Below are 23,434 nucleotides of genomic sequence, written 5' to 3' on the forward strand. Positions count from 1 at the left end.
AAGGTAATTACCACCTTATAGAAGGACATAAAGGATGGGTACCCGTACGATGCGGGTACCCATCCTTGTACCTATTCACAACACACGGAATTCGTGTGCTTCCCTATGTGATAACCTGCGGACTACCGCAGAGGTTCTTATACGTTGTCTTTCTTACGACGACGCGCCGCAACGAGAGCGGTACCTGCCACCAACGTTGAGCCGCCAAGCGTCGTGAAGAGTACAACGCCGTCAGCACCGGTACGAGCCAGGTTACGCTTATTGGCTGAGGTCGTAGCTGCAGAGCTCGAGTTACTGTGCGCATTACCAGTATTGGCGTCCGGTTCAGCTTGTACTGCATCGCCTTCTGCAGATCCATTCAGAGCAGCTGCACCGCCTTGTCCGCCGTTGTTGTGTCCAGCCTTCTTAGCGCCGGGGCGGGTTGCGGCGACGTTGGCATTGTTATCCTCACCACCGGGTGCCGGGTGCGAGTCATCAGAAACCATCGCTACTGTGTATGCCTGTACGTGTTCTTCACCCTTGGGATTGCTAATCGCGACGATACCGTATGAGTACCCTGGACGCAGCTTTGCAGCTTCGACTTCCAGCTGTGCAGTGAACGAACCATCAACAATTTCTGAGGGTTTCACAAAGACGCTCTTGATGGCTTCGCCTTGTGCTTTACCTTCGCTATCCAATTCGAAGATAGTAACTTCAACGCCTTCTGAGACGTGTTCGCCGGTAAAACCAGTACCCCGGACTACAACGACGTTAGTTGCTGCATCGCCAGAGAAGTGTGCGCTATCGACACGCAGCGAAGCCTTATTCGCTACATCCATTGTGGTTTCTTCCGCAGACGATGCAGGGGCAGGAGCTGAAGGAGTTGCGGAGGGGTTAGCAGATGCGGTCTCTGAAGCTTCAGCAGATGCACTGGAGGGGGTTGCACTAGCTGATTCAGACGCGCTGGAAGCCTCGCTCTTCCCTGTATCAGCGGATGCGCTCGGTGCGGGAGCCGCGGACGACTCTTGGGGTTTGGGAGTTACTGTCTCTGTAGGTTTAGGCGCCTGGGTATTCTCGGGCTGCGCCGGTGCGGCAGTCGGGGCTTTTTTGTTACTAGATTCCTGAGGAGCCGGAGCCTCACTCGCTACAGTATGAGCAACGCGGCGCTGCTTGAGTTCAACGATGGTACCTGCTACAAGGTGATCTTTACCGCCGGGGTTACTGACAGCAACAATTGCATAGCTCTTATTGCCTTTCAGTCTGCTTGAGCTGACGTTCACAGTGGCGGTAGCAGTACCATCAATGAGTTCTTGGGCAGAGACACGACCGGTTGCAAGAGGGGTGCCTACAGGGCGGCCTTGAGCATTTACTTCCTGAATGCGAACCTCTATAGAGCTACCAACGCGCGGACCGTAGAAACCACTGACACGCACGGTGAAAGGGCTAAATTCGTTATCGGTGTAGATAGTGGCGGAATCAACAGAAACCTTAGGAGCGTTCTGGCGCCCCTCTGAGGTTTCATCACCCTCATTCTCAACTCCGATAACCTTTGTGCCGGGAGTAGCCTTTGAGGTTTTCTCGGTCTGTTCTGGAACGGTAGAGGTTTCAGATGGTTTAGCTTCAGGGGTTGAGGCTGAAGCAGTCTCAGAGGCGGTCGGAGATTCGGATTTTACCGGTTTTTCCTGTTCAGGCACCTGTGTAGAGGCCGCAGAAGCGGTTTCCTGAGCACCTGCCGGTTGAGCAGATGCGTTGGATTTTGCCCAAGGGATAGTCTGAAGCGGCAATGAGGAATTCTCATGCGTCGATTCAGTAGCGGAGGTATCTGAACCGGTCGAACTACCTGCTTCAGATGCAAAAGTAGCAGGAACATAGCTTAACGTTCCTGCTGTAATAACGGTCGCGGCAGCGAGTGCGTAGACACGGGTTGACTTCTTTGGAGCCATGTTTCCCTCTTTGAAGTTATGTGAGTTGAGCTACTGCATATTTCTGTGATGTGAGTGCCAGATTCAGTTACTCATTGACCCATCTCAATTTATCGGTGACGCCCTAACACTAGCATTCGTGAGGGGCTTGCAATGAGAAACTGTACCACCACCCCAAAAGTGTTACCAAATATTTATTTTTACCATTACTTAATCCACATTAAAATCAGACCAATAGCGCATATATTACAAATATTGGGAGTAAACCTCAGGTTTCTCTTGAAGGAATAATAAGAACGCCAGATACCGCGTGCGAAACCTTAGTTTTGCACGCGGTATCTGTAGCACCTCTTTAAATATCTACGAAGACCGGATGACCTTGAACTGGCTTGCCTGAGCAAGCGGGCGCAAAGTCACATGATCAAGATTGATATGGTGAGGGATATTCAATGCGAAAACTACTGTCTGGGCAACGTCTTCTGCCACCAAAGGGTTCCGTACCCCGGCATATACCTTCTCAGCAGCTTCCACAGACCCCAAGCGGTTCAATGAAAATTCTTCTGTATGCACCATGCCCGGGCGAATCTCAATGACGCGCACATTGTGGTCAGCTTCCTCAAGGCGCAGAGCCTCGGTAAGTCCCCGAGCACCGAATTTCGCGGCGTTATACCCTGCACCTCCTTCATAACCGCCTTCGGCTGCTGTGGAGGTCAGGTTCAGAATACTCCCCTGGCCGTGAGCCCTCAGTGCGGGAGCAAAGGCACGCACCGTATGTAGAATTCCGAGCACATTCAGGCGGTACATCGCTAGGTATTCATCCGGATCTCCATCAGCAACACGGTCAAGACCGATCGCTCCCCCAGCGATATTAACCAGCGCATCAAGCTGTGAGTGCTCCGTCATGATCTGCTTTGCAGCTGCGTTTACTGCCGATTCATCAGTAACGTCACAGGTTACAGGATGCGCTCCGGTCTCTGCTTCAAGCGTGCGAAGACGTTCGGTACGGCGAGCAAGCGCATAAACCGTCCATCCGGTAGCCGTTAGCTGTTCAACTGTTGCGCGGCCGATGCCGCTGGAGGCACCTGTCACGACGGCAACTTTGCCTTCACAAGCGTTGGGGGCAAATGGGTTGGCAGGAATACGAGTATTGTCTAGCATCATGAAGTTACCTTTCCGCGTCGGTGGTGAAAGTCTTATTCATCTATGATGCCATACACAAAATTATCGTATAGAAAGATAGGCAATGCGCGCTGACAGAGTCACACGCGCATCGCACATCTGCGGGATAGTAGATAGCATTATCAATTCTTCCCGCTCTCATGAACCTTGCCTTTAAAGGTGCATAACGCAGTGCTTTTAGCGTTTCCGCTGGGGAAAGCCCCATTTAGAACGTTTACCGTCGCGGAAACCCAGACGATGCTCAAAATGGCGAGAGCTGCTGCCCGTCTTCGTAGTATCGGGAGGAACGGTTCCTGCTTTTGCTGACATGAGGTATAAAATCCCCGCTCCCGGCAAGAAAAGCACAAGCGGAAGTATCATGTGCAGACGCTCTTCGTTGTATCCGGTTCGCGTTGTTAAATGCCAAACGCAAACCGCAACGATCGCGAGATGAAGAGCAAGTACCGTCATAACAGGAGCTGATATCTCAAACATGGAAGTCCCTTGAAAAGTTTTCCTGTGTGATACTCACCAGTCTACTCTTATGCGGTATCTTGTGATAGGGAATCGAGAGATAACACACGGTGAATAGATAAATACATTACATAAGGCATGGAAACTACAGATATACCTATGGATCTTTTAGCATTTCGCTCTCGCAGCGCACGATGCAATGCTCTCTATACCCACCGCGAGCAGCTTCGTGCTCGGGCCGAGCAAATCCGTGCAAGAACGCGTCGCCCCTGGAGCGCCGACCTACATTTCCTCTTCGGGCAAACCTACCGGGACCCAAAGTTCTATCATCATTTTTCGCATCTTCCACGCCGGGAACAACGCCGTTTTCTCTCATCGCAACGCGAGCTTATTGCACGAGTTGAGCGTGCATTAGCAGAGTACGAAACACAGGCATATGGTGCATAATAACCGACATTTCTGCGCTATACGGGATATCTATAAACTCACTCAACGTAAAGCGCCAACCTATGCTACGCGATACACCGCCAGAGCCCATAAAGTATGAGAAAATAGCCCCTATGGCTGAAAATACTCAGGGCTCAGACTCGCCCGCACAGATTAACGTTCCTGATCGTCCCGCGCTCGAAGGTCTCGAAGACAAACTCTCTGAGCGCTGGGCACAGCAGAAAACCTACGCCTTCGACGAGAACACGACGCGCGAACAGGTCTATTCGATTGATACACCACCGCCGACCGCATCCGGCTCGCTCCATGTGGGGCACATGTTCTCCTACACTCAAACCGACGTTATAGCCCGCTACCAGCGTATGAGCGGTAAGAATGTCTTCTATCCTTTGGGCTGGGATGATAACGGCCTGCCCACCGAACGCCGCGTACAGAACTACTACGGTGTGCTGTGCGACCCTTCCGTTCCCGATAACCCAGATTTTCGCCAGCTGATCCCGCTCAAAGCCGATGGCTCACCCAAACCCGACCGCAGCCAGGCAAAATGGCCGCGTATTTCACGCAATAACTTCATCGAACTGTGTGAAGAACTCGCTGTTGAAGACGAGAAAGTTTTCGAGCATCTTTTCACAACCCTGGGACTTTCCGTCGACTGGTCCCATACCTACCGCACCATAGATGCGCATTCACGTAAAGTCTCACAGCTTGCATTCCTCAAAGATCTTGAGGCGGGTAACGCCTATATGGCGGAGGCACCGACTATGTGGGACGTTACCTTCCGAACCGCCGTAGCGCAGGCCGAGCTTGAAGATAAGGAACGCGACGGAGCCTACCACCGTATAAGCTTCCACCGCGAAAATGGCGAAAAAGTCTGGATTGAGACTACCCGTCCCGAGCTGTTGCCGTCCTGTGTAGCGTTGGTGGCGCATCCCGATGATGAACGGTATCAGCCGCTCTTCGGAACGAAAGTGACTTCTCCTCTATTCGGCGTTGAGGTCGAGGTGATGGCGCATCCGCTGGCTCAGCCTGATAAGGGAGCCGGCATCGCTATGATCTGTACCTTTGGTGATACCACCGACGTTACCTGGTGGCGCGAATTGCAGCTTCCGACCCGAGCCCTCATCGGGCGTGACGGCCGTTTCTCCCGCGAGACTCCCGAATGGATTACCTCTGCCGAAGGCCGCGAACGCTACGAACGTATGGCGGGCACCACCGTCTTTACCGGCCAGAAGACCGTAGTTGAGATGCTTGTTGAAACTGGCGAGATGGAGGGTGAGCCGAAAAAGATTAAGCACCCCGTCAAGTTCTATGAGAAGGGCGATAAACCCCTTGAGATCGTGGCTTCACGCCAGTGGTATATTCGCAACGGTGGTCGCGACGCTGAGCGCCGTGAAAAGCTTATTGAGCGCGGACGCGAAATTAACTGGGTCCCTTCATTTATGCGCAGCCGCTACGAAAATTGGGTGGAAGGTCTTAACGGCGACTGGCTGATCTCCCGTCAGCGTTTCTTCGGTGTTCCGTTCCCACTGTGGTACTCGCTTGATGCCGAGGGTGAGCCGGATTATGAGAACCCGATTCTGCCGGCTGAGGATATGCTTCCTGTGGATCCGGCTTCGCAGGCTGCCCCCGGATATTCGGAAGACCAGCGTGGTGTACCTGGCGGATTTATTGCCGATCCAGATGTTCTCGATACCTGGGCTACTTCTTCACTCACCCCGCAAATTGCAACCGGCTGGGCTACAGATCCTGAGCTGCACGCGAAGACCTTCCCGATGGATCTTCGCCCGCAGGGACACGATATTATTCGTACCTGGCTCTTCTCCACCGCCGTGCGCGCCGAGACCCTTGCGTCCTCTGTGCCCTGGTACAATACCGCGCTGTCGGGATGGATTCTTGACCCCGACCGCAAGAAAATGTCGAAGTCCAAGGGCAATGTTGTGGTCCCGCACGATGTACTCGATAAATACGGTTCGGATGCGGTACGTTATTGGGCGGCCTCGGCCCGCTTGGGCGCTGATACCGCCTATGACGAAGGCCAGATGAAGATCGGTCGCCGTCTGGCGATTAAACTTCTCAATGCCTCAAAGTTCGTGCTGAATCTGGGTGCTACTGAGAAATCGGTGATTACCTCACAGGCGCAGGGGCGGGTTCTCACGAACGCGCTGGACCGTTCCCTGCTTGTGCGCCTAGCCTACTTGGTTGAGGAAGCAACGGCAGCTTTTGAGAAATACGAGTACGCTCGTGCCCTCCAGATTGCGGAGAGCTTCTTCTGGTCATTTACCGATGATTTCGTGGAGCTCATTAAAGACCGTGCCTACGGTGCTCGCGGTGAGACCGAGCAGGCTTCCGTGTTGGCGGCTCTCGCCACCACCTTGGATGCGCTTCTGCGGCTCTTCGCGCCTTTCCTACCGTTTGTGACCGAAGAGATTTGGTCGTGGTGGCGTGCGGGCAGCGTGCACCGCGCATCCTGGCCTCAGGCTCTGCCGGTTCTTGAAGGTGCATTATTAGCGGAGTATGCAGCAAACAACCCAACAGCCGGTATTTCGGCACAATGGGTACTTGCTGATGTGAACCCTGCCCAGATTGAGAACCTCAAGCAGGTCCTTCCCGATGTCGCAGAAGCACTCGGCGGTCTGCGTAAGGCGAAGAGTGACGCAAAGGTTAAGCAGCGTACCGAGGTTGAATCTGCTACGATTGCCGCCTCTCAGGAGCAGCTGGAGCGCATCCAGTCTGGTCTTGAGGATTTGCGGGCGGCAGGCAACGCTCGCGAGGTTTCTCTGGTACCTTCGGAAGGAGAACTTGAAGTTCGTGACGTAGTGCTTGTTGTGGAAGAAGCTGCCGAGTAGTCTCTCTAGAACAGCCACGTTCTCACGTTGTTTCTGGATATGCCGCATGGCATAGACTCCGTGCTGGAGCGAAGAAGAATTAGGTTCTTCGCTCCAGTATTTTTTATACGGTGAGGAACGGTTCAGCGAAACGACGCCCTATTGCGCACCGCCCCATGGTAGCCTGTAGAATTCACATAAGCGCCGAACGCGCAAACGCACAGATTATGCAGGCAGAAGGAATCCCCATGTCACATAAACCTTCTGACATTATTGATGAGGGTGTAGCAGAAGAACATGTTATGGCGAGCAAACCTGTGACGGTCGCGCCTCCAACATCTCCTCCAGTGTATCGGGGCGACTTTGAGTCGCGCGGCGAGCATAAGGATATTATTCCGAGGACCTTCTGGGTTGGTATTTGGGATACGGCTTTTTTCACGCTGGCAGGTATAGCCTCTGTGGTGCTTACCATTCTGATCCTGCTTAATACCGTGGGACATTCTTGGTGGGGCATTCCGATTGCACTTTCGTTCTGGGCAGTCACCGCTTATTTGACGCTCCCCCGATTTCACGCGATCATGACGCGCATCTATGTTCCCGACTATTTTATTGGGCGCACCCGCACCCCGGATGGATTATTAGGCGACCCCGTCAATATCGGTATTATCGGCTCAGAAGAGCAAATTCACCAGGTGATGCAGGATGCTGGTTGGACTCGTGCGGATGAAGTCACCTTGGTTTCCAGCTGGAAGATTATTGTTTCGACAATTACCCGAAAATCCTATAATGAAGCACCGGTATCTCCTCTCAAGATTTTTGGGCGCGTACAGTCTTTTGCGTATCAGCAGGAGGTTGACGGGAACCCGAAGAAACGCCACCATGTGCGGTTTTGGCGAACTCCGGATGGCTGGCTGCTTCCCGGTGGTTACCGCGTCGATTGGCTGGCGGCAGGAACCTACGATTCAGGGGTCGGCTTTAGCTTTTTCACCCTGCAGGTGACGCATCGGATCGATGCCGATACGGATTTTGAGCGTGATTATATTGTCGAGTCTATTCAGTATGCGCATCCGAGCACACGGGTAGATATTATCGAAGATTTTTCGACCGGCTACCACTCTCGAAACGGTGGTGGAGATACGATTCGTACGGACGGCGCGCTGCCTATTATCACGTTGAGCAATGAGGGCGTGAAAGACCCGCGCCAGGTTAAAGACCTAAACTTGGCGAGCGCTCATGACCTAGCTTATGAGATGCCTGCGGGTCTGCTGATAGCCTCTGTGATGATGATTATTTCAACTCTCTTAGAGCTTGCTAACGCTGTTCTGACTGTAGTTAATCATCAGGAATTACGCAGCACGGTACTCAGAAGCGAAGCGAGTGAAGAAATTACGGCCTTGCTTGCCGGGGAACAAGGGCAGACATTTTTGACGGTGCTGAGCGGTGTGCTTCTTGCGGTAACTCTTGTCTTCTCTCTCGTACACCTATTTCTACTCTGGAGTACGCTCCGGGGTTCGTCGAAGGCTCGTCGTCTGGTTCTCTTACTCCTTGCGGTGAGTTTTACAGTAACCGCTGGCGGTGTTATCTGGGGGCACCAGCATATGCCATTGAGCGCGCTTTTCTTCCAGCTTGGAGTCAGTGTTTTTGCCATGCTAGGTTTCACCTCGGATGCGGCGGTCAGCTATACGGCTGCACGCACATTCCATATGCGCGATATTCGCTTGCGGCATCGGGGTTCTCGGCGAAAGCAAACGAGTAGCTAATTCAAATACGCATAGCTGAGCCGTTACGCTCCTCCAGAGAAAGCGTAACGGCTCAGCTATAGTACATGGTAAATCTACTGCCCATCTTCACCGTGGAAGATAGGTCCCACGGTACGACTGCGCTTGAGCTCAAAGAACCCAGGATACGATGCCATTGCTACGGCACCGTCAAAGACCTTGCCGGCTTCTTCACCATGCGGTGAGGGCGAGAGCACGGGACCGAAGAAAGCTACATCGTTAATCGCAAGAAGCGGCACGCCAACATCATCGCCGACCTTATCAAGCGCCTCTGCTGTCGAGGCGCGTAACTGCGTATCGTATTCGTCGGTGGTAGCGTACTGAATCAGGTCCGCAGGCAAATTCGCTTCTTTGAGAGCTTCCTCAATAGCAGGCAAAAATTTGTCTCCTTCAGAGATGTTCTTCTGATGGTGGATCTGCTCGCCCAGAGCATCGTAGAGAGCCTTCAAAACGTCGTCACCGTGGAGTTCGCGGGCGGCAGCCACTACACGGGCGGGGCCCCAGGTGTTGTCGATCATAGCGCGGTATCCAGGATCAAGCTCGCGTCCTTCATTCAGAACAGCGAGTGAGAATGGGCGCCAATGCACCTGAATATCACGCACCTTCTGCACCTCGCCAATCCAGCGCGAGGTAATCCAACACCACGGGCAGGTAGGGTCGAACCAAAAATCAACGGTTGTTGTCACGAGGGTATTTCCTTTCATCATTGTATAAGTTCAAACCTCATCGAGACCTCCAATATTCCGCCAGGTTCTCACCTGCACGAATAACCTACGCAGCCTTCTTCTTGGCACGAGTACGAGCACTCTTAGAGGACTTTTCATCAGCTTCAAGAACGTATACGGGCTCAGCACCGGTGCGCACGGTATCTTCTGTGATTACCACGGTGGTAACGTCCTGACGGTCAGGAACCTCAAACATAATTGGCTGCAGAATACCCTCCATCATGGAGCGTAGCCCGCGTGCCCCGGTCTTACGGGTTTCTGCGAGCTCGGCGACCGCGTGCAAAGCATCATCTTCAAAGATAAGCTCAACGCCATCAAGCGCAAAGAGATGCTTATACTGCTTCAGCAAAGCATTTTTAGGCTTCGTAAGAATCTGTTCAAGCTCTTCGGTGGTGAGTTCTTTCAACGTAGAGATCACAGGCAAACGACCGATTAGCTCAGGGATGATACCGTAGTGGGTCAGATCTTCGGGCATGATCTGCGAAAGCGTCTGATCAGTATCCGGTGCGGCGGTCAGCTCGGCCCCAAAGCCTATGCTGGTTCGATCGGTGCGGGCTAGGATCCTGTCTTCCAGCCCATCGAAAGCACCAGCGACAATGAAGAGAATATTTGAGGTTTCAATCTCAAGATTGGTATGTGCCGGATGTTTACGCCCACCCTCTGGAGGAACCGTTGCCAGAGTACCTTCAATAATCTTCAAAAGCGCTTGCTGCACGCCTTCCCCCGAGACATCGCGGGTAATAGATAGGTTTTCTCCGCCTTTGCGGGCAATCTTATCGATTTCGTCAATATAGATAATGCCGTTCTGCGCCTTCTCGACATCACCGTCGGCAGCATTAATGAGTCGAAGCAGAATATTCTCGACATCGTCGCCAACGTACCCAGCTTCGGTGAGCGTAGTAGCATCGACAATGGCGAAAGGAACATCAAGCTTCTTTGCAAGAGACTGCGCAAGATAAGTTTTTCCGCTGCCGGTAGGACCAATCATTAGAATATTAGATTTTCCCAGGTCTACGGATTCACCCGCAGTTGCCGAAAGGGTTCGGGAGTGAAGTACCGGATTGTTTAAGTCATGGATGCGCTTGTAGTGGTTATAGACCGCCACCGCCAAGGTGCGTTTTGCAGAATCTTGACCGATCACATAATCATGCAGATAGCTGTAAATCTCGCGAGGAGTAGCGAGTTTCTTGATCTTTTTGGTCTGCGGCTTCTTTGTTTTTTGCCGTTCCTCATGCAAAATCTCGTTGCATAGTGCAATACATTCATCGCAAATGGAGACATGCGGACCGATCACAATCTTGAAAACCTGGGTACGCGTCTTAGAACAGAATGAGCAACGCATACCCGGAGCAACAGTTTTCTTGTTTTCTTCCGTACCACCGGTGTTGTCGGTGTTAGCCACGCGCTCTCTCCTTTCTACGAGTGTTTGCAAGCTATCACAAGGTGCTTGTTACCAGGCTACCCTAGTTTTTCGCTGAGGTGTGAAGACAGGCTGTCACTGCGATGCGGCGTGTCGTATTCGATGTAATTTGACAATTATGACGCTGTGTAACTTGAGGTTTTATGTACTTTTTGGGGTATAACGTATAGGTGCCGCATCCTCAATTTTGAGTATGCGGCACCTAATAATCGTATATACGTTTAGACAACAGAAAGGACTACACTCATATTTCTAATCGTGCGACGTAGCAGTATTGGTAGCAGGCTTGTTAAGTTTACGCGAATCCAGTACCTTATCTACCAAGCCGTACTCCTGAGCTTCGGCAGCAGTCAGGATATTATCGCGCTCGATCGAACGGTCAACTTCCTCATAGGTCTTGCCGGAGTGCAGAGCCAGGGTTTGTGCAGTCCACTCACGCATACGCATAACTTCGTTCGCGTGAATCTCAAGGTCAGAGGCCTGTCCGCCTTGCTGACCGCTCAGGGCGGGTTGGTGAATAAGCACGCGAGCATTCGGAAGAGCCAAACGCTTACCCGGGGTTCCAGCAGCCAAAAGCACTGCCGCAGCCGATGCCGCCTGACCTAAGCATACGGTCTGAATCTCAGGGCGAATAAACTGCATAGTGTCATAGATGGCGGTCATTGCCGTAAAAGAACCACCGGGAGAGTTGATGTACAGGGTAATATCGCGGTCGGGGTCTTGGGCCTCAAGTACGAGAAGCTGGGCCATAATATCATCTGCCGAAGCGTCATCGACTTGGGTTCCCAAGAAAATAATGCGATCCTCAAATAGCTTGGCGTACGGATCTTGACGCTTATAACCGTAGGGGGTACGTTCCTCAAAGCTGGGGAGCACGTAACGGTTCGAGGGCATCTGCGGTGCAGAATCTTGAGGTAGGTAGTTCATATGTGTATTTCCCCTCTTTACTTACCCTCGGCGGTCAGATTACCGCCAGTGGATAGTGCGATGTGATCGAAGAAGCCGTATTCCAAGCCTTCTTCAGCAGTAAACCAGTTATCACGGTCATTATCTTTCAGAATGGTCTCAAGGCTTTTACCGGTACGTTCAGCCGTGATCTCTGCCAGACGTTTTTTCATATCTAAGATGAGTTCTGCTTGAGTACGGATGTCGGATGCGGTACCACCAATACCACCAAGCGGCTGGTGCATCAGGATTCGGGCGTTGGGGGTCGCATAGCGTTTGCCCATGGCACCTGCTGTCAGAAGGAACTGTCCCATAGATGCAGCCATACCGGTTACTACGGTCACCACGTCATTCGGAATGAGCTGCATTGTGTCGTAAATAGCCATGCCAGCGGTCACCGAGCCACCGGGAGAGTTAATGTACAGGTAAATATCTGCCTCGGGATCTTCAGCCGATAGCAACAACATCTGTGAACAAATTAAGTTTGCGTTTGAGTCCCTTACTTCAGACCCCAGCCAAATAATACGTTCCTTAAGCAGGCGATTATAGACGTAATCTTCCTGCCCTGTGACGGGGTTAGCAGCCATAGTCGGGGTGTTATTCCCAGATCCAACAGGCAGAGGCATGTAGCTAGACATCTTCCCTCTTCTTCTCGATGGGTTTCACGCGCTCCCTACCATACGGGCCCGTGAAAATATTCATTGCTACTACAATACCGGGTCATGACTGTATTCGGGCGGAGTTTCGCCGTAGTTCGCCAAAGGGCGAACGTCACTCAGCCCTCAGCACATCATATCCATTTCTGCTGTTGGAGCGTGTGCCAAAACTTAACACAACAATGCGGGCGTGCACCGCAGGATTCTTTCCTGCGCATGCACGCCCGCATCCGTTATAGGTATCTGCGGAGAGAAGGACTACTTCTCGTCTTCTTCACCTTCAGAGAGGAACTTGGAAAGGTCTACAGCCTTACCCTTAGTGTCTTTGACGACAGCCTTCTTAAGAACTTCGCCTAGAGCCTTGGAGCGGCGTACCTCGCCCACAAGCATTCCGGCCTGGCCGGAACCGTCAAGCATCTGTGCGAACTGGTTCGGATCCATGCCGTACTGCGAGCTCATGGTGATGATGTAGTTGATCATCTCATTCTGGTTTACTTCAACTTCTTCAGCATCAGCAATAGCATCAAGCACCATCTCATTCTTAAAGGCGGTCTCGGTGTTCTCACGAACTTCCTGACGGTGCTCTTCGGTATCGTGGTCTTCACCGGCTTCGGGGTTGTTGAAGTGCTGCTCCAGCTGTTCTTCAATAACCTTTTCAGGTACGGGAACCTCAATCATCTCAATGAGCTTAGCCAGCACCTTATCGCGTGCCTGTGCGCCCTGCTCGGAGACCTTGGCCTCGGCAACCTGGTTCTTCATGTCTGCTTTAAGCTCATCAACAGTATCGAACTCAGAAGCAAGCTGCGCGAACTCATCGTCAACCTCAGGAAGCTCACGCTCCTTAACGGCGGAGAGTTTCACCTTAATGGTTGCGTCCTCCCCCGCGTGATCGCCGCCGGAAAGCGTGGTCTCGAAAGTTGCATCTTCGCCTGCAGACAGACCGATCAGGGCCTCATCAATACCGTCCACCATGGTGCCGGAACCGATCTGGTAAGACAGGTCGTTTGCTGCGTCAATTTCCTGACCATCGATTTCAGCGGTGATGTCAATGGTGACAAAATCATTCTTAGCTGCGGGACGCTCAACGTTCTTCAAGGTACCAAAACGCTCACGCAGAGCTTCGAGAGCCTGCTCTTCGTCTTCTGCAGTAACCTTGATTTCGTCAACCTCAACCTCGATACCCTCATAGTTGGGAAGCTCAATTTCAGGACGAACGGTCACGGTGATGTTCAGCTTCACGTCTGCTTCACGGTCGTTCACCGTGGGCTGGCTCTGCACATCAAGTTCGGGCTGTGCCAGCGGGGAGAGCTCGTTCTCGCCCAATGCCTGTGAGTAGAAGTCGTTCAAGGCGTCGTTCAGAGATGCTTCGACAATGTAGTCGTAACCTGTGCGCTGCTCAATGAGCTGCTTAGGCAGCTTGCCCTTACGGAACCCAGGAACGTTAATCTGCTGAGCCAGGTTCTTGTAGGTGCGGTCCAGGTAGGACTTGAACTCTGCGAAGGGAACCTCGACCTCGATCTTCGCGAGGGTCGGGTTGAGCTTCTCGACGGCGGTCTTCACGTCCGTGTTCTCCTCATATAGTCGAATGCGGCACAAGCCTGTGAACCGCAGTTGGTTACTGGAAAAGGGCGCCGCATATGCGACGCCCGCTTCACGTCGGGGCGACAGGATTCGAACCTGCGATCTCCTGCTCCCAAAGCAGGCGCGTTAGCCAAGCTACGCCACGCCCCGTGAAACGCGAATGCTTTTAGGCATTCGGTTTTTAAGTTTACCGTGTACAAGGATAAATGCCTAACATTCGAATGTCTAATTTAGAACACGAAAACCTTAAGTCTTTCTGAGGAATTATCTGAGTACGCCCATCTATCATGCATGCTGGCTTATTCAGACGCTTCTGCACGTCCCAGTCTCATCGGATTGCCGCGTTAAATAGGCTCCTTGTATTCAGGAATTTTTCTAATTCAATACCAGGATGGATACAATCGGCTCTTTGGCGAGAGATTAAAAAACTGTAAGAGATCCCTGTTTTGTCCTTTCAGTAAAACAACCCAGCGCGAAAACACCAAGATCTTTTTATTCCCGAGAGGGGGTGACGAGCTGAAGGGTACGTATTCTGAGCAAACGAGGCACTAAATCCGTGCCCGTCAGCGATTCCCGCCTCAGATCCTCGGCATAAGGAAAACGCCCCAGTGCGAAGCACCAAGGCGTTTTATGTATACCGAGGGGATGACGGGAATCGAACCCGCGTCATCAGTTTGGAAGACTGAGGCTTTACCATTAAGCTACATCCCCGCAAGAACTAGATAAGATTACCTGCCTGTGCTGGAGACTGTCAAGTTCGGCGCGCATCGTTTGCAGGGACCGTAGCTAACGCTATTTCTGGCATCCAGGGCACCAATAGAGTTTACGGCCCGCGATTTCCTCCATACGAATGGTGGTGCCGCATCGGGGGCAGGGTTCTCCGTGGTGCTGGTAAACGTAGTTAGCATGCTCAGGCCAGGCTTCGGTTTCATGGATTCCCGGGCGGTCCTTTTGTTCGGTGGTGATGATGCGGCCGACACGCACGCCGATGGTGAGCAGATGTTTGTTATCTTCCCAGAGTCTACTCAGCTCATCATCGGTGAGAGTTTTACCGGGGCGAAGAGGATCTATTTCTTGGCGGTAAAGCGATTCGGCACGAAAAATATTGCCCACACCTGAGATAGCGGCCTGATCCATGAGGATCACGCCGATAGGCCTTGAGCTTTTGCGGGCTGCGGCATAGAAACGTTCAGGATTTGCATCGGTGTTGAGAGGATCCGGTCCAAGTTTGGCGCGTACTTGGGCAACTTCGTCTGGGTTTAAGGTTCGGCAGATAGTGGGACCAACGAGGTCAGCCCAACCGTGTTCTGAAACGATGCGGCACCGGGTAGTGCCTTTCGGCGCGGGCGGTCCGGTATATTCTTCGGCCTCTCCCGCCGTATATTCTTTTTCGCCGATCTTACGAGGTGCGCCTATGCTGGATGCACCCGTAAAAGTTTCGTCCCCTCCAAAGCTCCAGTTTCCATAAATACCAAGGTGCACGTTGAGGGTCAGCTCATTGTTGAAGGGCACGAAGAGATGCTTACCGTGCGCATATGCGTTGAGAATGCTGGCTCCGTCAAGAAGGGCTGCGCCATCCGTATAACGCCCCTGTGGACTTGAGACTCGCACGCTATCCCCCGTGAAAACATCGTTGAATTGGCGGGCGATACGATGTATTGAGTGTCCTTCGGGCATGGGATTCTCCTGCGAACGCGTGTCTGTGGTTGTATTTTGGTGCATGCATCTGGGGTCTAAACTTTAGAAGCCGCACCTTTAATACGGTACACCGCATATCATTCGGACGGCGCCTTGGGGGTGTTTCATACACCTATAAACTAAACGGCGAATGCAGCGACATTTGTTATTCCCCCGATTTTTCGGGGTACGCTACCGCCGCATCCGTATAAAAAATCTGTGGCTTACTGATCTACGGTGCTATGAGTCGATATGCTTGCCTTCAATACGACCGGTTCGCTCGTATTCGGCAACCTGACCGATGCGGCGGGCGTGGCGCTCTTCATTCGTCCACGGGGTGGAAAGGAAAACCTTAATAATCTCTAGTGCTTCTTCGTTGCTGTGCTGACGACCACCAACCGCAATGACCTGGGCATTATTGTGTTGACGGGCAAGGGCGGCGGTATCGTGATTCCAGGCAAGGGCGGCGCGAATTCCTTCTACTTTATTAGCGGCAATCTGCTCACCATTGCCAGAACCGCCTAGCACGATGCCCAGTGAGTCAAGCCCCTGCTCACGGTCTCGTTTAACGGCAAGTGCGGCGTTAATGCAGAAACTTGGGTAGTCGTCCAGCGGGTCGTACTCTTGGGGCCCGTGATCAATCATGTCGTATCCTGCGGCGGTGAGCTGTTCAATCAGGTATTGACTCGTCTCAAGACCTGCATGGTCGGTAGCGATATGTACGCGCAAGGGGTTCTCCTGGTGATATTCCGTGGCGCTCACAGCATGGATATTTACCTGTGCAGTGAGTGGTGGACTGGCTTCCCGAAATGTGCACGGCGATAGTCGTCTCTATTCTGGGCGCCCTCAGCTGTTGTGTCTCTATAACTGTAGCGAACTTAAACTTATTCCTGTAACCGGTATCGGGGCAATGGCAGGTATTATTTCGGCACATATTTTTCTGCCCACACCTGCCCTTACCATCGACACGTATTTTGCGCATGTGATGAGTAATAATGTGCTCTCTGACGGGATGCGTTAGACTGTGGTACTAGGCACTTTTTGTCGGGGCACATACACATATCTGAGTTTGTTTGATGCCCATATTCTTGAACTTAGTTTTGCGCTGTTTCTCCTGGTAGGTCCGCTGCAAAACACTACAGGAAGATTTATAAACACATATCGAGAAAGGGAATCATGCCCGGTCTAAATTTAACCCGCGATGAGGCGATTGAGCGTGCGGGAATTATTAAGCGGGTTCACACCTACCGTGTTGATCTCGACCTTCGCACAGACAAAGATGTTTTCTCGTCGATTGTTGAGATTCGGTTCGATGCTGAGCCTGGCGCATCCACGTTTATTGACGCTATTACCTCTCAGGTAAATTCGATTGAATTAAACGGCGAGCGGCTTGATCCTGCTCTTGCCGATGGGGAGCGCATTACTCTGCCAAATCTTGCAGCGCAGAATGTTCTGAAGATCGATGCAGAGATGTTCTATACAAATACCGGTGAAGGTTTGCATCGTTTTGTGGACCCGGCAGACGGTGAAATTTATCTGTACTCACAGTTCGAGGTTCCGGATTCTCGCCGTGTTTTCCCTGTATTTGAGCAGCCAGATTTGAAGGCCGAGTTTGAGTTCAGCGTGCGTGTTCCTTCGCACTGGGTTGTGGTTTCTAACCAGCCCGAAGTGAAGATTGAACCCAAGGACTGCGGCTGCGGTCGGGCGCAAACATGGTATTTCAAGCCTACCCCGCGTATGTCTTCGTACATTACAGCCATCGTGGCGGGCCCATATGAGAAGGTTACGAGCGAACTGACGAATTCTGAGGGGCGTGTTATTCCGCTGGGTGTTTACGCGCGTAAATCGCTGATGCCCTATGTAGATGCGGACGATATTTTTGAGCTGACTCGCCAGGGTTTCGAGTTTTATGAGGAGCAGTTCAAGACGCCGTATCCTTTCGAGAAGTACGATCAGCTCTTCGTCCCCGAATTCAATGCGGGTGCTATGGAAAACGCAGGGTGCGTAACCTATCTTGAAACCTATGTGTTCCGTTCCAAGGTTGCAGAGGCGCTGCGTGAGCGCCGCGCCATTACGATACTTCACGAGCTTGCGCATATGTGGTTTGGTGATTTGGTCACCATGAAGTGGTGGAATGACCTGTGGCTGAACGAGTCATTTGCCGAGTTTATGTCTACACTGGCTGCGGCTGAGAATACCCGATACGCACAGGAAGCATGGGCTACGTTCTCGGCTTCCGAAAAAACCTGGGCGTATAGGCAGGATCAGCTCTCCTCAACCCACCCAATTGTGGCTGAGATTCGTGACCTTCATGATGTTCAGGTGAACTTTGACGGCATTACCTACGCGAAGGGCGCATCGGTACTGCGGCAGATGGTTGCGTGGGTTGGTCAGGAAAACTTCATGGCGGCCTTGAAGAAGTATTTTGACAAGCACGCTTGGGGTAACACGGTTCTTGACGACCTGCTGGTCGAGCTGGAAGAGACTTCCGGCCGTGATGTACGCGCGTGGAGCGCCAAGTGGCTTGAAACCGCAGGGGTAAACACGCTTACGGTCGAGGTCGCCGATGATGCCGAGGGCACTATTACTTCTCTTGGTATCCGCCAATCCTATGCTGCCGGTTATGAGACGCTGCGCCCGCATCGCGCAGTTATCGGTTTCTACAATCTGACAGACGGAAAGCTTACTCGCACCGACCGCATTGAGCTGGATATTGACGGCGAGCTGACCGAGGTTGCCGAGGCCGTAGGCAAGAAACGCCCCGACCTGATTCTGCTCAATGATGAAGATTTGGCGTTTGCCAAGGTTCGCCTGGATGAGCGTTCTATTGATACTGCGGTGAAGCATCTGGGCGACATCGACTCGTCGGTGGCTCGCGGCGTGGTCTGGGGTTCCCTCTGGGATACTGTGCGTGACGCCCAGATGCCCGCGCGGCAGTATGTAGAATTTGTGCTCAACAATATTGGCAAAGAGACCAATTCAACTGCATTGCGAACCCAGCTGGGTAACCTCTCCATCGCTCTGCGTTCCTTTGTTAATCCTGAGTTTAGGGATGAAACTCGCGAACGCGCCGCCGATCGCCTGTGGTCGTTGGCTTGCGCCGCTCAGCCGGATTCAGACTCGCAGCTGCAGCTGGTTCAGGCGTTTGTGAACCAGACCCGAACCGAGGCGCAGTATGAGAATGTGCAGAGGCTTTTTGAAGGCGATATTGTGCTGGACGGCTTGGAGATTGACACCGATTTGCGGTGGACCCTAATCTGCCGCCTGGCGACAGGTGGTCGTGTGAGCGCCGCGCAGATCGATGCTGAGGCGGCGAACGATAACACGGCAACCGGTCAACAGTATGCGGCTCAGGCATATGCGTCTCAGCCGAGTGAACAGGTGAAAGCCGAGTACTGGAACAAGATTATGGTAACCGGCGAGCTGTCTAATATGATTCAGCGCTACGCCATTTTCGGTTTCAAATCGGGCGAGCCCGAGCTCATTGCGCCGTACATTGAACCGTATTTTGAGCTAATTGAGGGCATTTGGCGTTCGCGGTCACACGAGATTTCGATGCAGATTATTGGCGGCATGTACCCTTCGGAACCGACCGCCGAACTGTTGGAACGCACCGAAGCCTATTTAGCGTCTTTGCCTGAGGATGCGGCGGCGCTGCGACGACAGATTGCGGAGGCGCGCGACGGCGTGGCTCGTGCCTTAAAGGTTCAGGCGGCTGACGTTTAGGGACAATAATCCCCTAGCTCGCCGCCCCCCAACCTATATAAAAAGGTTCTTGATGTGAAACAAACGGCGAAAATCACGCTTATTTCACGTCAAGAACCTTTTTAGCGCCCATGGGTTATGTTGGGCCAAGTGGATCTTGAGAGTTATTGTTTTTGGGCAACAGTTCTATTCGCTAAGATCCTTGAAATACCGAGCAACGGGCCAGCGAACAAATCCTTCGGACTCATAGAGCGCTCGAGCCGGTGCGTGTCCCGAATCGCCACCGGTTTCGACCATCACCATGCGCATCCCGGCGTCTTTAATCTGCGCATAGGCATGCTCCATGAGCTGCTGCCCCACGCCGCGCCGCTGGTACTCGGGATCGACAGCAATCACATAAATCTCGCCCATCTGATCCTCAGGATGGATACGCGTGCAAACCCAAGCGACCGGGCACTCACCCTCAAGCGCAACAGACACATTCTGAGGCTCCTGATCGAGCACTTCCGCTAAATCGCTGAGCTGCCGCTGCTGCCACCCTTGAGGGTAGAACGCATCATAGACGAACTCGGGGACGTCGTTGTGCATCCGCAGAAAAACGGGTCCCCAGGCGCGAAGTGAAATATCCAGAAGAGCTTCCCGGTACGCAGGGCTGTAAGAGACAATACGCATTGTTATAACCTACACCATGAACGCAACTGTGTTCTAGGCCCATCAGAAGAATCGCACTACCAGAAAATCATTTTCTCAGGTTATAGACGGGAACGGTTCTTTCCTTTACCACCAGTAAGTGCTGTTATGTCTGATCTTGTTCTGAGGTTTCAATCGGAATCAAGGATTCTACCTCAACGCGATGCCCCTGAGCACAGATCAATGCTGCCGATACAGGGGCATCACATGATGCATGGTGATAGGATATAGAATCCATATTTTGTGGGAGGTGCTTTAACCCCCATTGTTGCAGTGCACACAGTACAAGAGCTAGGTCTTCGCCCTTATTACTGAGAACATAGGCTGTTCGGGCACGCCGCCCAGGCTCTTGGTAACTTTCCTCAAGAAGAATCCCATGATCTACCAGTTTCTTGAGCCTTGTGGATAAAAGATTGCGGGGACACCCCAAGCTTGCTTCTAGATCGTTGAAGCGATTGATGCCCCGGTAGATATCTCTCAAGATTAATAAAGTCCATTTTTCTCCCAGGATTTCTAGCGTGGCAGCAATAGGGCAATTAGTGTTCGTGGCGTGTGTTGTCATAACTCCAAAATCTTGCTAAGTTTATTTTATAAACCTAGCTTAGCAGAAAGATAAATCTTCATGAAGGCTTATACCCTAACCTCATATCGTAATGGTGGTGAACTCGCTTGGGCAGATATTCCGCGGCCGAGCGTTAATAAAGGACAGGTTCTCGTCAAGGTGAGTGCCGCTGGCATTAACCCATTAGATCGTATGATCGCTCGGGGAGATTTCAAGCAGCTTATCTCTTACCGTCTTCCACAAACTCTAGGACACGAATGCTCTGGAGAAATTGTTGAAGTTGGTGCCGATGTGCATAATCTGCACGTTGGTGACAAGATTTATGCCCGCCCCAGTACTACTGAAATCGGCACATTTGCTGAATATGTGGTTCTTAACGCCAACGATGTAGCGCCTATGCCCAAAAACCTTAGCCTCACTGAGGCGGCATCTCTGCCCTTAGTGCTCCTTACAGCAATTCAAGCGTTCACAGAGAAAGCTCCCATCCGTCCTGGCGATACGGTCTTTATTCAAGGTGGTGCAGGTGGTTTAGGCTCTATCGCGATTCAAGTTGCAAAGCATTTAGGTGCAACCGTCGCTACTACCGTCAGCACAAAGAATATTGAGCTTGCCCGTGAGTTGGGCGCAGACATTGTCGTGGACTACCGCAACGAACAGTACGAAGACTATATTCATAACGTTGATATTGTCCTTGATACGGTTGGTGGCGATGAGACAACTCGTTCTATGCGGGTACTACGCCCTGGAGGCACTATAGTATCCGTTGTGGGCGCCCCAGACACCGATTTCGCTGACACGCTCGGAAAACCTTTTCTAAAACCTGTGATGTGGCTATTAAGTGCCAAAATACGTAGGGTCGCTAAACGCCTTGGAGTAACCTACAAATTCCTCTTCATGCGTGCGAACGGCAAGCAGCTACGCGACTTCACCCCCGTTATCGAGTCCGGAAAAATTAAACCACTTATTGGAAGCACCTTACCTTTCAGCCAGGTGGAAGAGGCACTGTATCCTTCAGCCGCAAACTCGGGATCCCCAGGGAAAACTGTTATTGAAATGAGTAATTAACATGTCAATCACGTATTTTACTGGCGGATACGCCCAAGCACCTGTCCAGACCTTGACAACGCCCAAGGGGCCAGAGCTTTGCCTACCGTGCGCTAGGAGCTCCTAGTTCGGTCCCTATCGTTGCTCTAGTCCACCTGGCTGCAAATCTTGATAACTGGGACCCCCAATTGCTCGATCTTCTAGCAGCAGGGCGCCCAATCATTGCGGTAGATTATGCGGGCGTAGGTAAAAGTACTGGAACCGCCGGTACAACAGTAAAAAATATGGCTGAAGGAATTATTGAATTTCTTGATACTGCAGGTCTCGAAACGGTTGATCTTTTAGGGTTATCCCTAGGCGGCTTTGTTGTCCAGCAGCTTCTTCTTGATGCACCCCATAGGTTCCGCAAAGCAATCCTCGCAGGCACCGGTCCGGCCGGTGGAGTTGGAATCACCCGTGTTCCGCTACTTACCTTCCAGGCGATGCTTCGATCCTTTATCAAACGCAGGGATCCTAAGTATTATCTCTTTTTCCCAGAGAGTGCATGGGATAAGGCAGATAAATTCTTTGACCGAATTTCAAGTTTTGCCCATCCAGATACTCCTATCCGTGTTCCGTCTTTCCTGCGCCAGCTCCGTGCAGTTTATGCTTGGGGTAAACAATCTCCACAAGATCTGTCGAACATTAAGCACCCAGTACTCGTTGTAAATGGCGAGCATGATGTTATGGTGCCAAGTGCAAATACTATCGATCTTGCTACGCGCATACCCAACGCCGTAGGAGTTGATCTTTACCCGGGCGCAGGTCACGGAGCCATCTTTCAGGAACCTGTTATCTTCGCCGAGCAGGTACAAAATTTTCTCTAAATACATACGTAGCTTCCCGCATTGTGCACACGGGAAGCTACGTATTTTATTTTCACGGTATGAGATAAGTTCTTGTTTTAGTGTGGGGCTACGCCCGGTTCTGCATGGCACGTGCCGCACGCTCGAAATAGTCCCACATGGTCGCATCAATCATCATCGGAAGATCAAGAGTATCCATTGCCTGCCGCATATATTTCAGCCAGGTATCGCGTTCTTTCGCACCGATCGGGTACGGGTTATGCCGAATGCGCAAACGCGGGTGACCTCGCTGTTCCTGGTAGGTGCTGGGCCCGCCAAAGTACTGAATCAGGAACATTTTCAGCCGTCGCGCCGATGCATCGAAATGGTCAGTATCGTTTGCTTCAATCTCGGCGGTCTGTTCCTCTGTGAGGTGCTCTGGCGGAAACGGGTCAAAATCCGGGTACATGGCAGAAAACTCGGGGTCGGCCTTCACGAGCGCATAGAACCTGCGGGTGAGCTTATCGAAGGTTTCCTCGCCGCCCACCTGGTCGTAAATGCTGACCTGCTCGCCCGGCTGATTCGCAGAATAACTCATGCAAGCGCTCCCGAGCCCGAACGCACCAGCACATGCCCGCCGGGGGCAGCGATGCGCACCCAGCCGTCGGAACCAGTACGGGCGGCATATATAGCGAGCTCACCGGTGAAGGTTTCGGGAAGGAATCCGAAGACCTGCAAGGCGAAAGCTGCGCCTGTAGGTATAGGGACTCGGTCAAACTCCGGCAGGTGCTCAAGCACCATGGGAGATGACCAGATACGGGTTCGCACGGTGGTGAGCACTGCGGCACCAGGGTTTTCGGGGAGTGCTTTTTCGACGGCGGTAAGTCCGTCACGGCTGGCGCGGCGGAATTCATCAGCATCAATAGTTCCTAGCTTTTCCCATCCTTGCAGGGGTGCGGCTTTCCCAGCCCATTCGGTGTGTACGGTGACGGGCGGCAGATACAGCACCATCTCGGATTCTT

The 23,434-nt window shown here is 52.3% G+C and carries 19 protein-coding genes, 2 tRNA genes and 1 pseudogene; 6 read left to right on the plus strand and 16 right to left on the minus strand.

From position 1 onward, the window contains the following. Positions 1–137 precede the first annotated feature (137 nt). From HMPREF2756_RS09445 to HMPREF2756_RS09455, 3 genes are all read right to left on the minus strand, one after another. Positions 138–1,922 (minus strand): LPXTG cell wall anchor domain-containing protein, encoded by a 1,785-nt coding sequence (locus tag HMPREF2756_RS09445; RefSeq protein ID WP_070620639.1) that lies wholly within the window; start codon positions 1,920–1,922, stop codon positions 138–140. 339 nt (positions 1,923–2,261) lie between these two features. After that, positions 2,262–3,059 carry an SDR family oxidoreductase gene (locus HMPREF2756_RS09450; RefSeq protein WP_048779277.1) on the minus strand — a complete coding sequence of 266 codons (798 nt, stop codon included), beginning with the start codon at positions 3,057–3,059 and terminating at the stop codon, positions 2,262–2,264. A gap of 198 nt (positions 3,060–3,257) precedes the next feature. After that, positions 3,258–3,554, minus strand: a complete 297-nt coding sequence (locus HMPREF2756_RS09455) for a hypothetical protein (protein WP_037230985.1) — start codon at positions 3,552–3,554, stop codon at positions 3,258–3,260. 539 nt (positions 3,555–4,093) lie between these two features. Here HMPREF2756_RS09455 and valS point away from each other — a divergent pair. Both valS and HMPREF2756_RS09470 read left to right on the plus strand, forming a co-directional pair. Continuing rightward, positions 4,094–6,826, plus strand: a complete 2,733-nt coding sequence (valS, locus tag HMPREF2756_RS09465) for a valine--tRNA ligase (protein ID WP_070620642.1) — start codon at positions 4,094–4,096, stop codon at positions 6,824–6,826. Positions 6,827–7,107: 281 nt separating this feature from the next. Beyond that, a complete protein-coding gene (locus HMPREF2756_RS09470; RefSeq protein ID WP_070621073.1) occupies positions 7,108–8,565 on the plus strand; it encodes an LssY C-terminal domain-containing protein in 1,458 nt (485 codons plus the stop codon). Between the two features lie 74 nt (positions 8,566–8,639). Here HMPREF2756_RS09470 and HMPREF2756_RS09475 read toward each other — a convergent pair whose 3' ends face one another. From HMPREF2756_RS09475 to HMPREF2756_RS09515, 9 genes are all read right to left on the minus strand, one after another. Beyond that, complete coding sequence (locus tag HMPREF2756_RS09475) at positions 8,640–9,290, minus strand: mycothiol-dependent nitroreductase Rv2466c family protein (protein WP_048779216.1); 651 nt, start codon at positions 9,288–9,290, stop codon at positions 8,640–8,642. A gap of 64 nt (positions 9,291–9,354) precedes the next feature. After that, entirely contained in the window at positions 9,355–10,650 is a 1,296-nt protein-coding gene (clpX, locus tag HMPREF2756_RS09480; protein WP_070621075.1) for an ATP-dependent Clp protease ATP-binding subunit ClpX, read from the minus strand. Positions 10,651–10,980: 330 nt separating this feature from the next. Further along, positions 10,981–11,655: an ATP-dependent Clp protease proteolytic subunit gene (locus HMPREF2756_RS09485; protein WP_048779215.1), complete on the minus strand. Its 675-nt coding sequence runs from the start codon at positions 11,653–11,655 to the stop codon at positions 10,981–10,983. A gap of 17 nt (positions 11,656–11,672) precedes the next feature. After that, positions 11,673–12,311 (minus strand): ATP-dependent Clp protease proteolytic subunit, encoded by a 639-nt coding sequence (locus tag HMPREF2756_RS09490; RefSeq protein ID WP_041321804.1) that lies wholly within the window; start codon positions 12,309–12,311, stop codon positions 11,673–11,675. Positions 12,312–12,587: 276 nt separating this feature from the next. Then, entirely contained in the window at positions 12,588–13,889 is a 1,302-nt protein-coding gene (gene tig, locus HMPREF2756_RS09495; RefSeq protein ID WP_041321805.1) for a trigger factor, read from the minus strand. 96 nt (positions 13,890–13,985) lie between these two features. After that, positions 13,986–14,060: transfer RNA gene (locus HMPREF2756_RS09500), tRNA-Pro, on the minus strand. A gap of 490 nt (positions 14,061–14,550) precedes the next feature. After that, positions 14,551–14,621: transfer RNA gene (locus HMPREF2756_RS09505), tRNA-Gly, on the minus strand. Between the two features lie 81 nt (positions 14,622–14,702). Beyond that, positions 14,703–15,587 (minus strand): Fpg/Nei family DNA glycosylase, encoded by an 885-nt coding sequence (locus tag HMPREF2756_RS09510; RefSeq protein ID WP_070620645.1) that lies wholly within the window; start codon positions 15,585–15,587, stop codon positions 14,703–14,705. Positions 15,588–15,827: 240 nt separating this feature from the next. After that, entirely contained in the window at positions 15,828–16,316 is a 489-nt protein-coding gene (locus HMPREF2756_RS09515; RefSeq protein WP_070621077.1) for a ribose-5-phosphate isomerase, read from the minus strand. 55 nt (positions 16,317–16,371) lie between these two features. On the opposite strand from HMPREF2756_RS09515, the gene HMPREF2756_RS09520 reads away from it, so the two are divergent. Both HMPREF2756_RS09520 and pepN read left to right on the plus strand, forming a co-directional pair. Further along, positions 16,372–16,608, plus strand: a complete 237-nt coding sequence (locus tag HMPREF2756_RS09520) for a hypothetical protein (RefSeq protein WP_070620648.1) — start codon at positions 16,372–16,374, stop codon at positions 16,606–16,608. A gap of 155 nt (positions 16,609–16,763) precedes the next feature. Beyond that, positions 16,764–19,313, plus strand: coding sequence for an aminopeptidase N (gene pepN / locus HMPREF2756_RS09525; RefSeq protein ID WP_070620651.1), 2,550 nt, complete (start codon positions 16,764–16,766; stop codon positions 19,311–19,313). 165 nt (positions 19,314–19,478) lie between these two features. Here the strand turns inward: pepN and HMPREF2756_RS09530 are convergent, their stop codons facing one another. Together HMPREF2756_RS09530 and HMPREF2756_RS09535 are read right to left on the minus strand one after the other, a co-directional pair. Then, positions 19,479–19,964 (minus strand): GNAT family N-acetyltransferase, encoded by a 486-nt coding sequence (locus HMPREF2756_RS09530; RefSeq protein WP_070620654.1) that lies wholly within the window; start codon positions 19,962–19,964, stop codon positions 19,479–19,481. A 124-nt stretch (positions 19,965–20,088) separates the two neighbouring features. Next, positions 20,089–20,544, minus strand: coding sequence for a winged helix-turn-helix transcriptional regulator (locus tag HMPREF2756_RS09535; protein ID WP_070620656.1), 456 nt, complete (start codon positions 20,542–20,544; stop codon positions 20,089–20,091). A gap of 60 nt (positions 20,545–20,604) precedes the next feature. On the opposite strand from HMPREF2756_RS09535, the gene HMPREF2756_RS09540 reads away from it, so the two are divergent. Together HMPREF2756_RS09540 and HMPREF2756_RS09545 are read left to right on the plus strand one after the other, a co-directional pair. Continuing rightward, on the plus strand, positions 20,605–21,609 hold the full coding sequence (locus HMPREF2756_RS09540) for an NADP-dependent oxidoreductase (RefSeq protein WP_070620659.1): 1,005 nt from the start codon (positions 20,605–20,607) through the stop codon (positions 21,607–21,609). Between the two features lie 134 nt (positions 21,610–21,743). Beyond that, positions 21,744–22,454, plus strand: coding sequence for an alpha/beta fold hydrolase (locus tag HMPREF2756_RS09545; protein WP_256388192.1), 711 nt, complete (start codon positions 21,744–21,746; stop codon positions 22,452–22,454). Between the two features lie 88 nt (positions 22,455–22,542). On the opposite strand, the gene HMPREF2756_RS09550 is transcribed toward HMPREF2756_RS09545, so the two are convergent. Beyond that, positions 22,543–23,010: a globin domain-containing protein gene (locus HMPREF2756_RS09550; RefSeq protein ID WP_013399216.1), complete on the minus strand. Its 468-nt coding sequence runs from the start codon at positions 23,008–23,010 to the stop codon at positions 22,543–22,545. Next, positions 23,007–23,434 (minus strand): annotated as a pseudogene (locus HMPREF2756_RS09555) (transcriptional regulator); the annotation flags it as partial. The pseudogene HMPREF2756_RS09555 and the gene HMPREF2756_RS09550, both read right to left, overlap by 4 nt.

It is taken from the genome of Rothia sp. HMSC067H10 (assembly GCF_001810635.1).
GTDB classification, from domain to species: domain Bacteria; phylum Actinomycetota; class Actinomycetes; order Actinomycetales; family Micrococcaceae; genus Rothia; species Rothia dentocariosa.

What these genes read in the sequence shown, in the direction of transcription:
- HMPREF2756_RS09455 (WP_037230985.1), bottom strand. Translation starts at nt 3,554, where the DNA reads ATGTTTGAGATATCAGCTCCTGTTATGACGGTACTTGCTCTTCATCTC.
- clpX (WP_070621075.1), bottom strand. Translation starts at nt 10,650, where the DNA reads ATGCGTTGCTCATTCTGTTCTAAGACGCGTACCCAGGTTTTCAAGATT.
- HMPREF2756_RS09535 (WP_070620656.1), bottom strand. Translation starts at nt 20,544, where the DNA reads ATGACAACACACGCCACGAACACTAATTGCCCTATTGCTGCCACGCTA.
- HMPREF2756_RS09550 (WP_013399216.1), bottom strand. Translation starts at nt 23,010, where the DNA reads ATGAGTTATTCTGCGAATCAGCCGGGCGAGCAGGTCAGCATTTACGAC.
- HMPREF2756_RS09510 (WP_070620645.1), bottom strand. Translation starts at nt 15,587, where the DNA reads ATGCCCGAAGGACACTCAATACATCGTATCGCCCGCCAATTCAACGAT.
- HMPREF2756_RS09445 (WP_070620639.1), bottom strand. Translation starts at nt 1,922, where the DNA reads ATGGCTCCAAAGAAGTCAACCCGTGTCTACGCACTCGCTGCCGCGACC.
- HMPREF2756_RS09530 (WP_070620654.1), bottom strand. Translation starts at nt 19,964, where the DNA reads ATGCGTATTGTCTCTTACAGCCCTGCGTACCGGGAAGCTCTTCTGGAT.
- HMPREF2756_RS09540 (WP_070620659.1), top strand. Translation starts at nt 20,605, where the DNA reads ATGAAGGCTTATACCCTAACCTCATATCGTAATGGTGGTGAACTCGCT.
- pepN (WP_070620651.1), top strand. Translation starts at nt 16,764, where the DNA reads ATGCCCGGTCTAAATTTAACCCGCGATGAGGCGATTGAGCGTGCGGGA.
- HMPREF2756_RS09450 (WP_048779277.1), bottom strand. Translation starts at nt 3,059, where the DNA reads ATGCTAGACAATACTCGTATTCCTGCCAACCCATTTGCCCCCAACGCT.
- HMPREF2756_RS09485 (WP_048779215.1), bottom strand. Translation starts at nt 11,655, where the DNA reads ATGAACTACCTACCTCAAGATTCTGCACCGCAGATGCCCTCGAACCGT.
- HMPREF2756_RS09470 (WP_070621073.1), top strand. Translation starts at nt 7,108, where the DNA reads ATGGCGAGCAAACCTGTGACGGTCGCGCCTCCAACATCTCCTCCAGTG.
- valS (WP_070620642.1), top strand. Translation starts at nt 4,094, where the DNA reads ATGGCTGAAAATACTCAGGGCTCAGACTCGCCCGCACAGATTAACGTT.
- HMPREF2756_RS09490 (WP_041321804.1), bottom strand. Translation starts at nt 12,311, where the DNA reads ATGTCTAGCTACATGCCTCTGCCTGTTGGATCTGGGAATAACACCCCG.
- HMPREF2756_RS09475 (WP_048779216.1), bottom strand. Translation starts at nt 9,290, where the DNA reads ATGATGAAAGGAAATACCCTCGTGACAACAACCGTTGATTTTTGGTTC.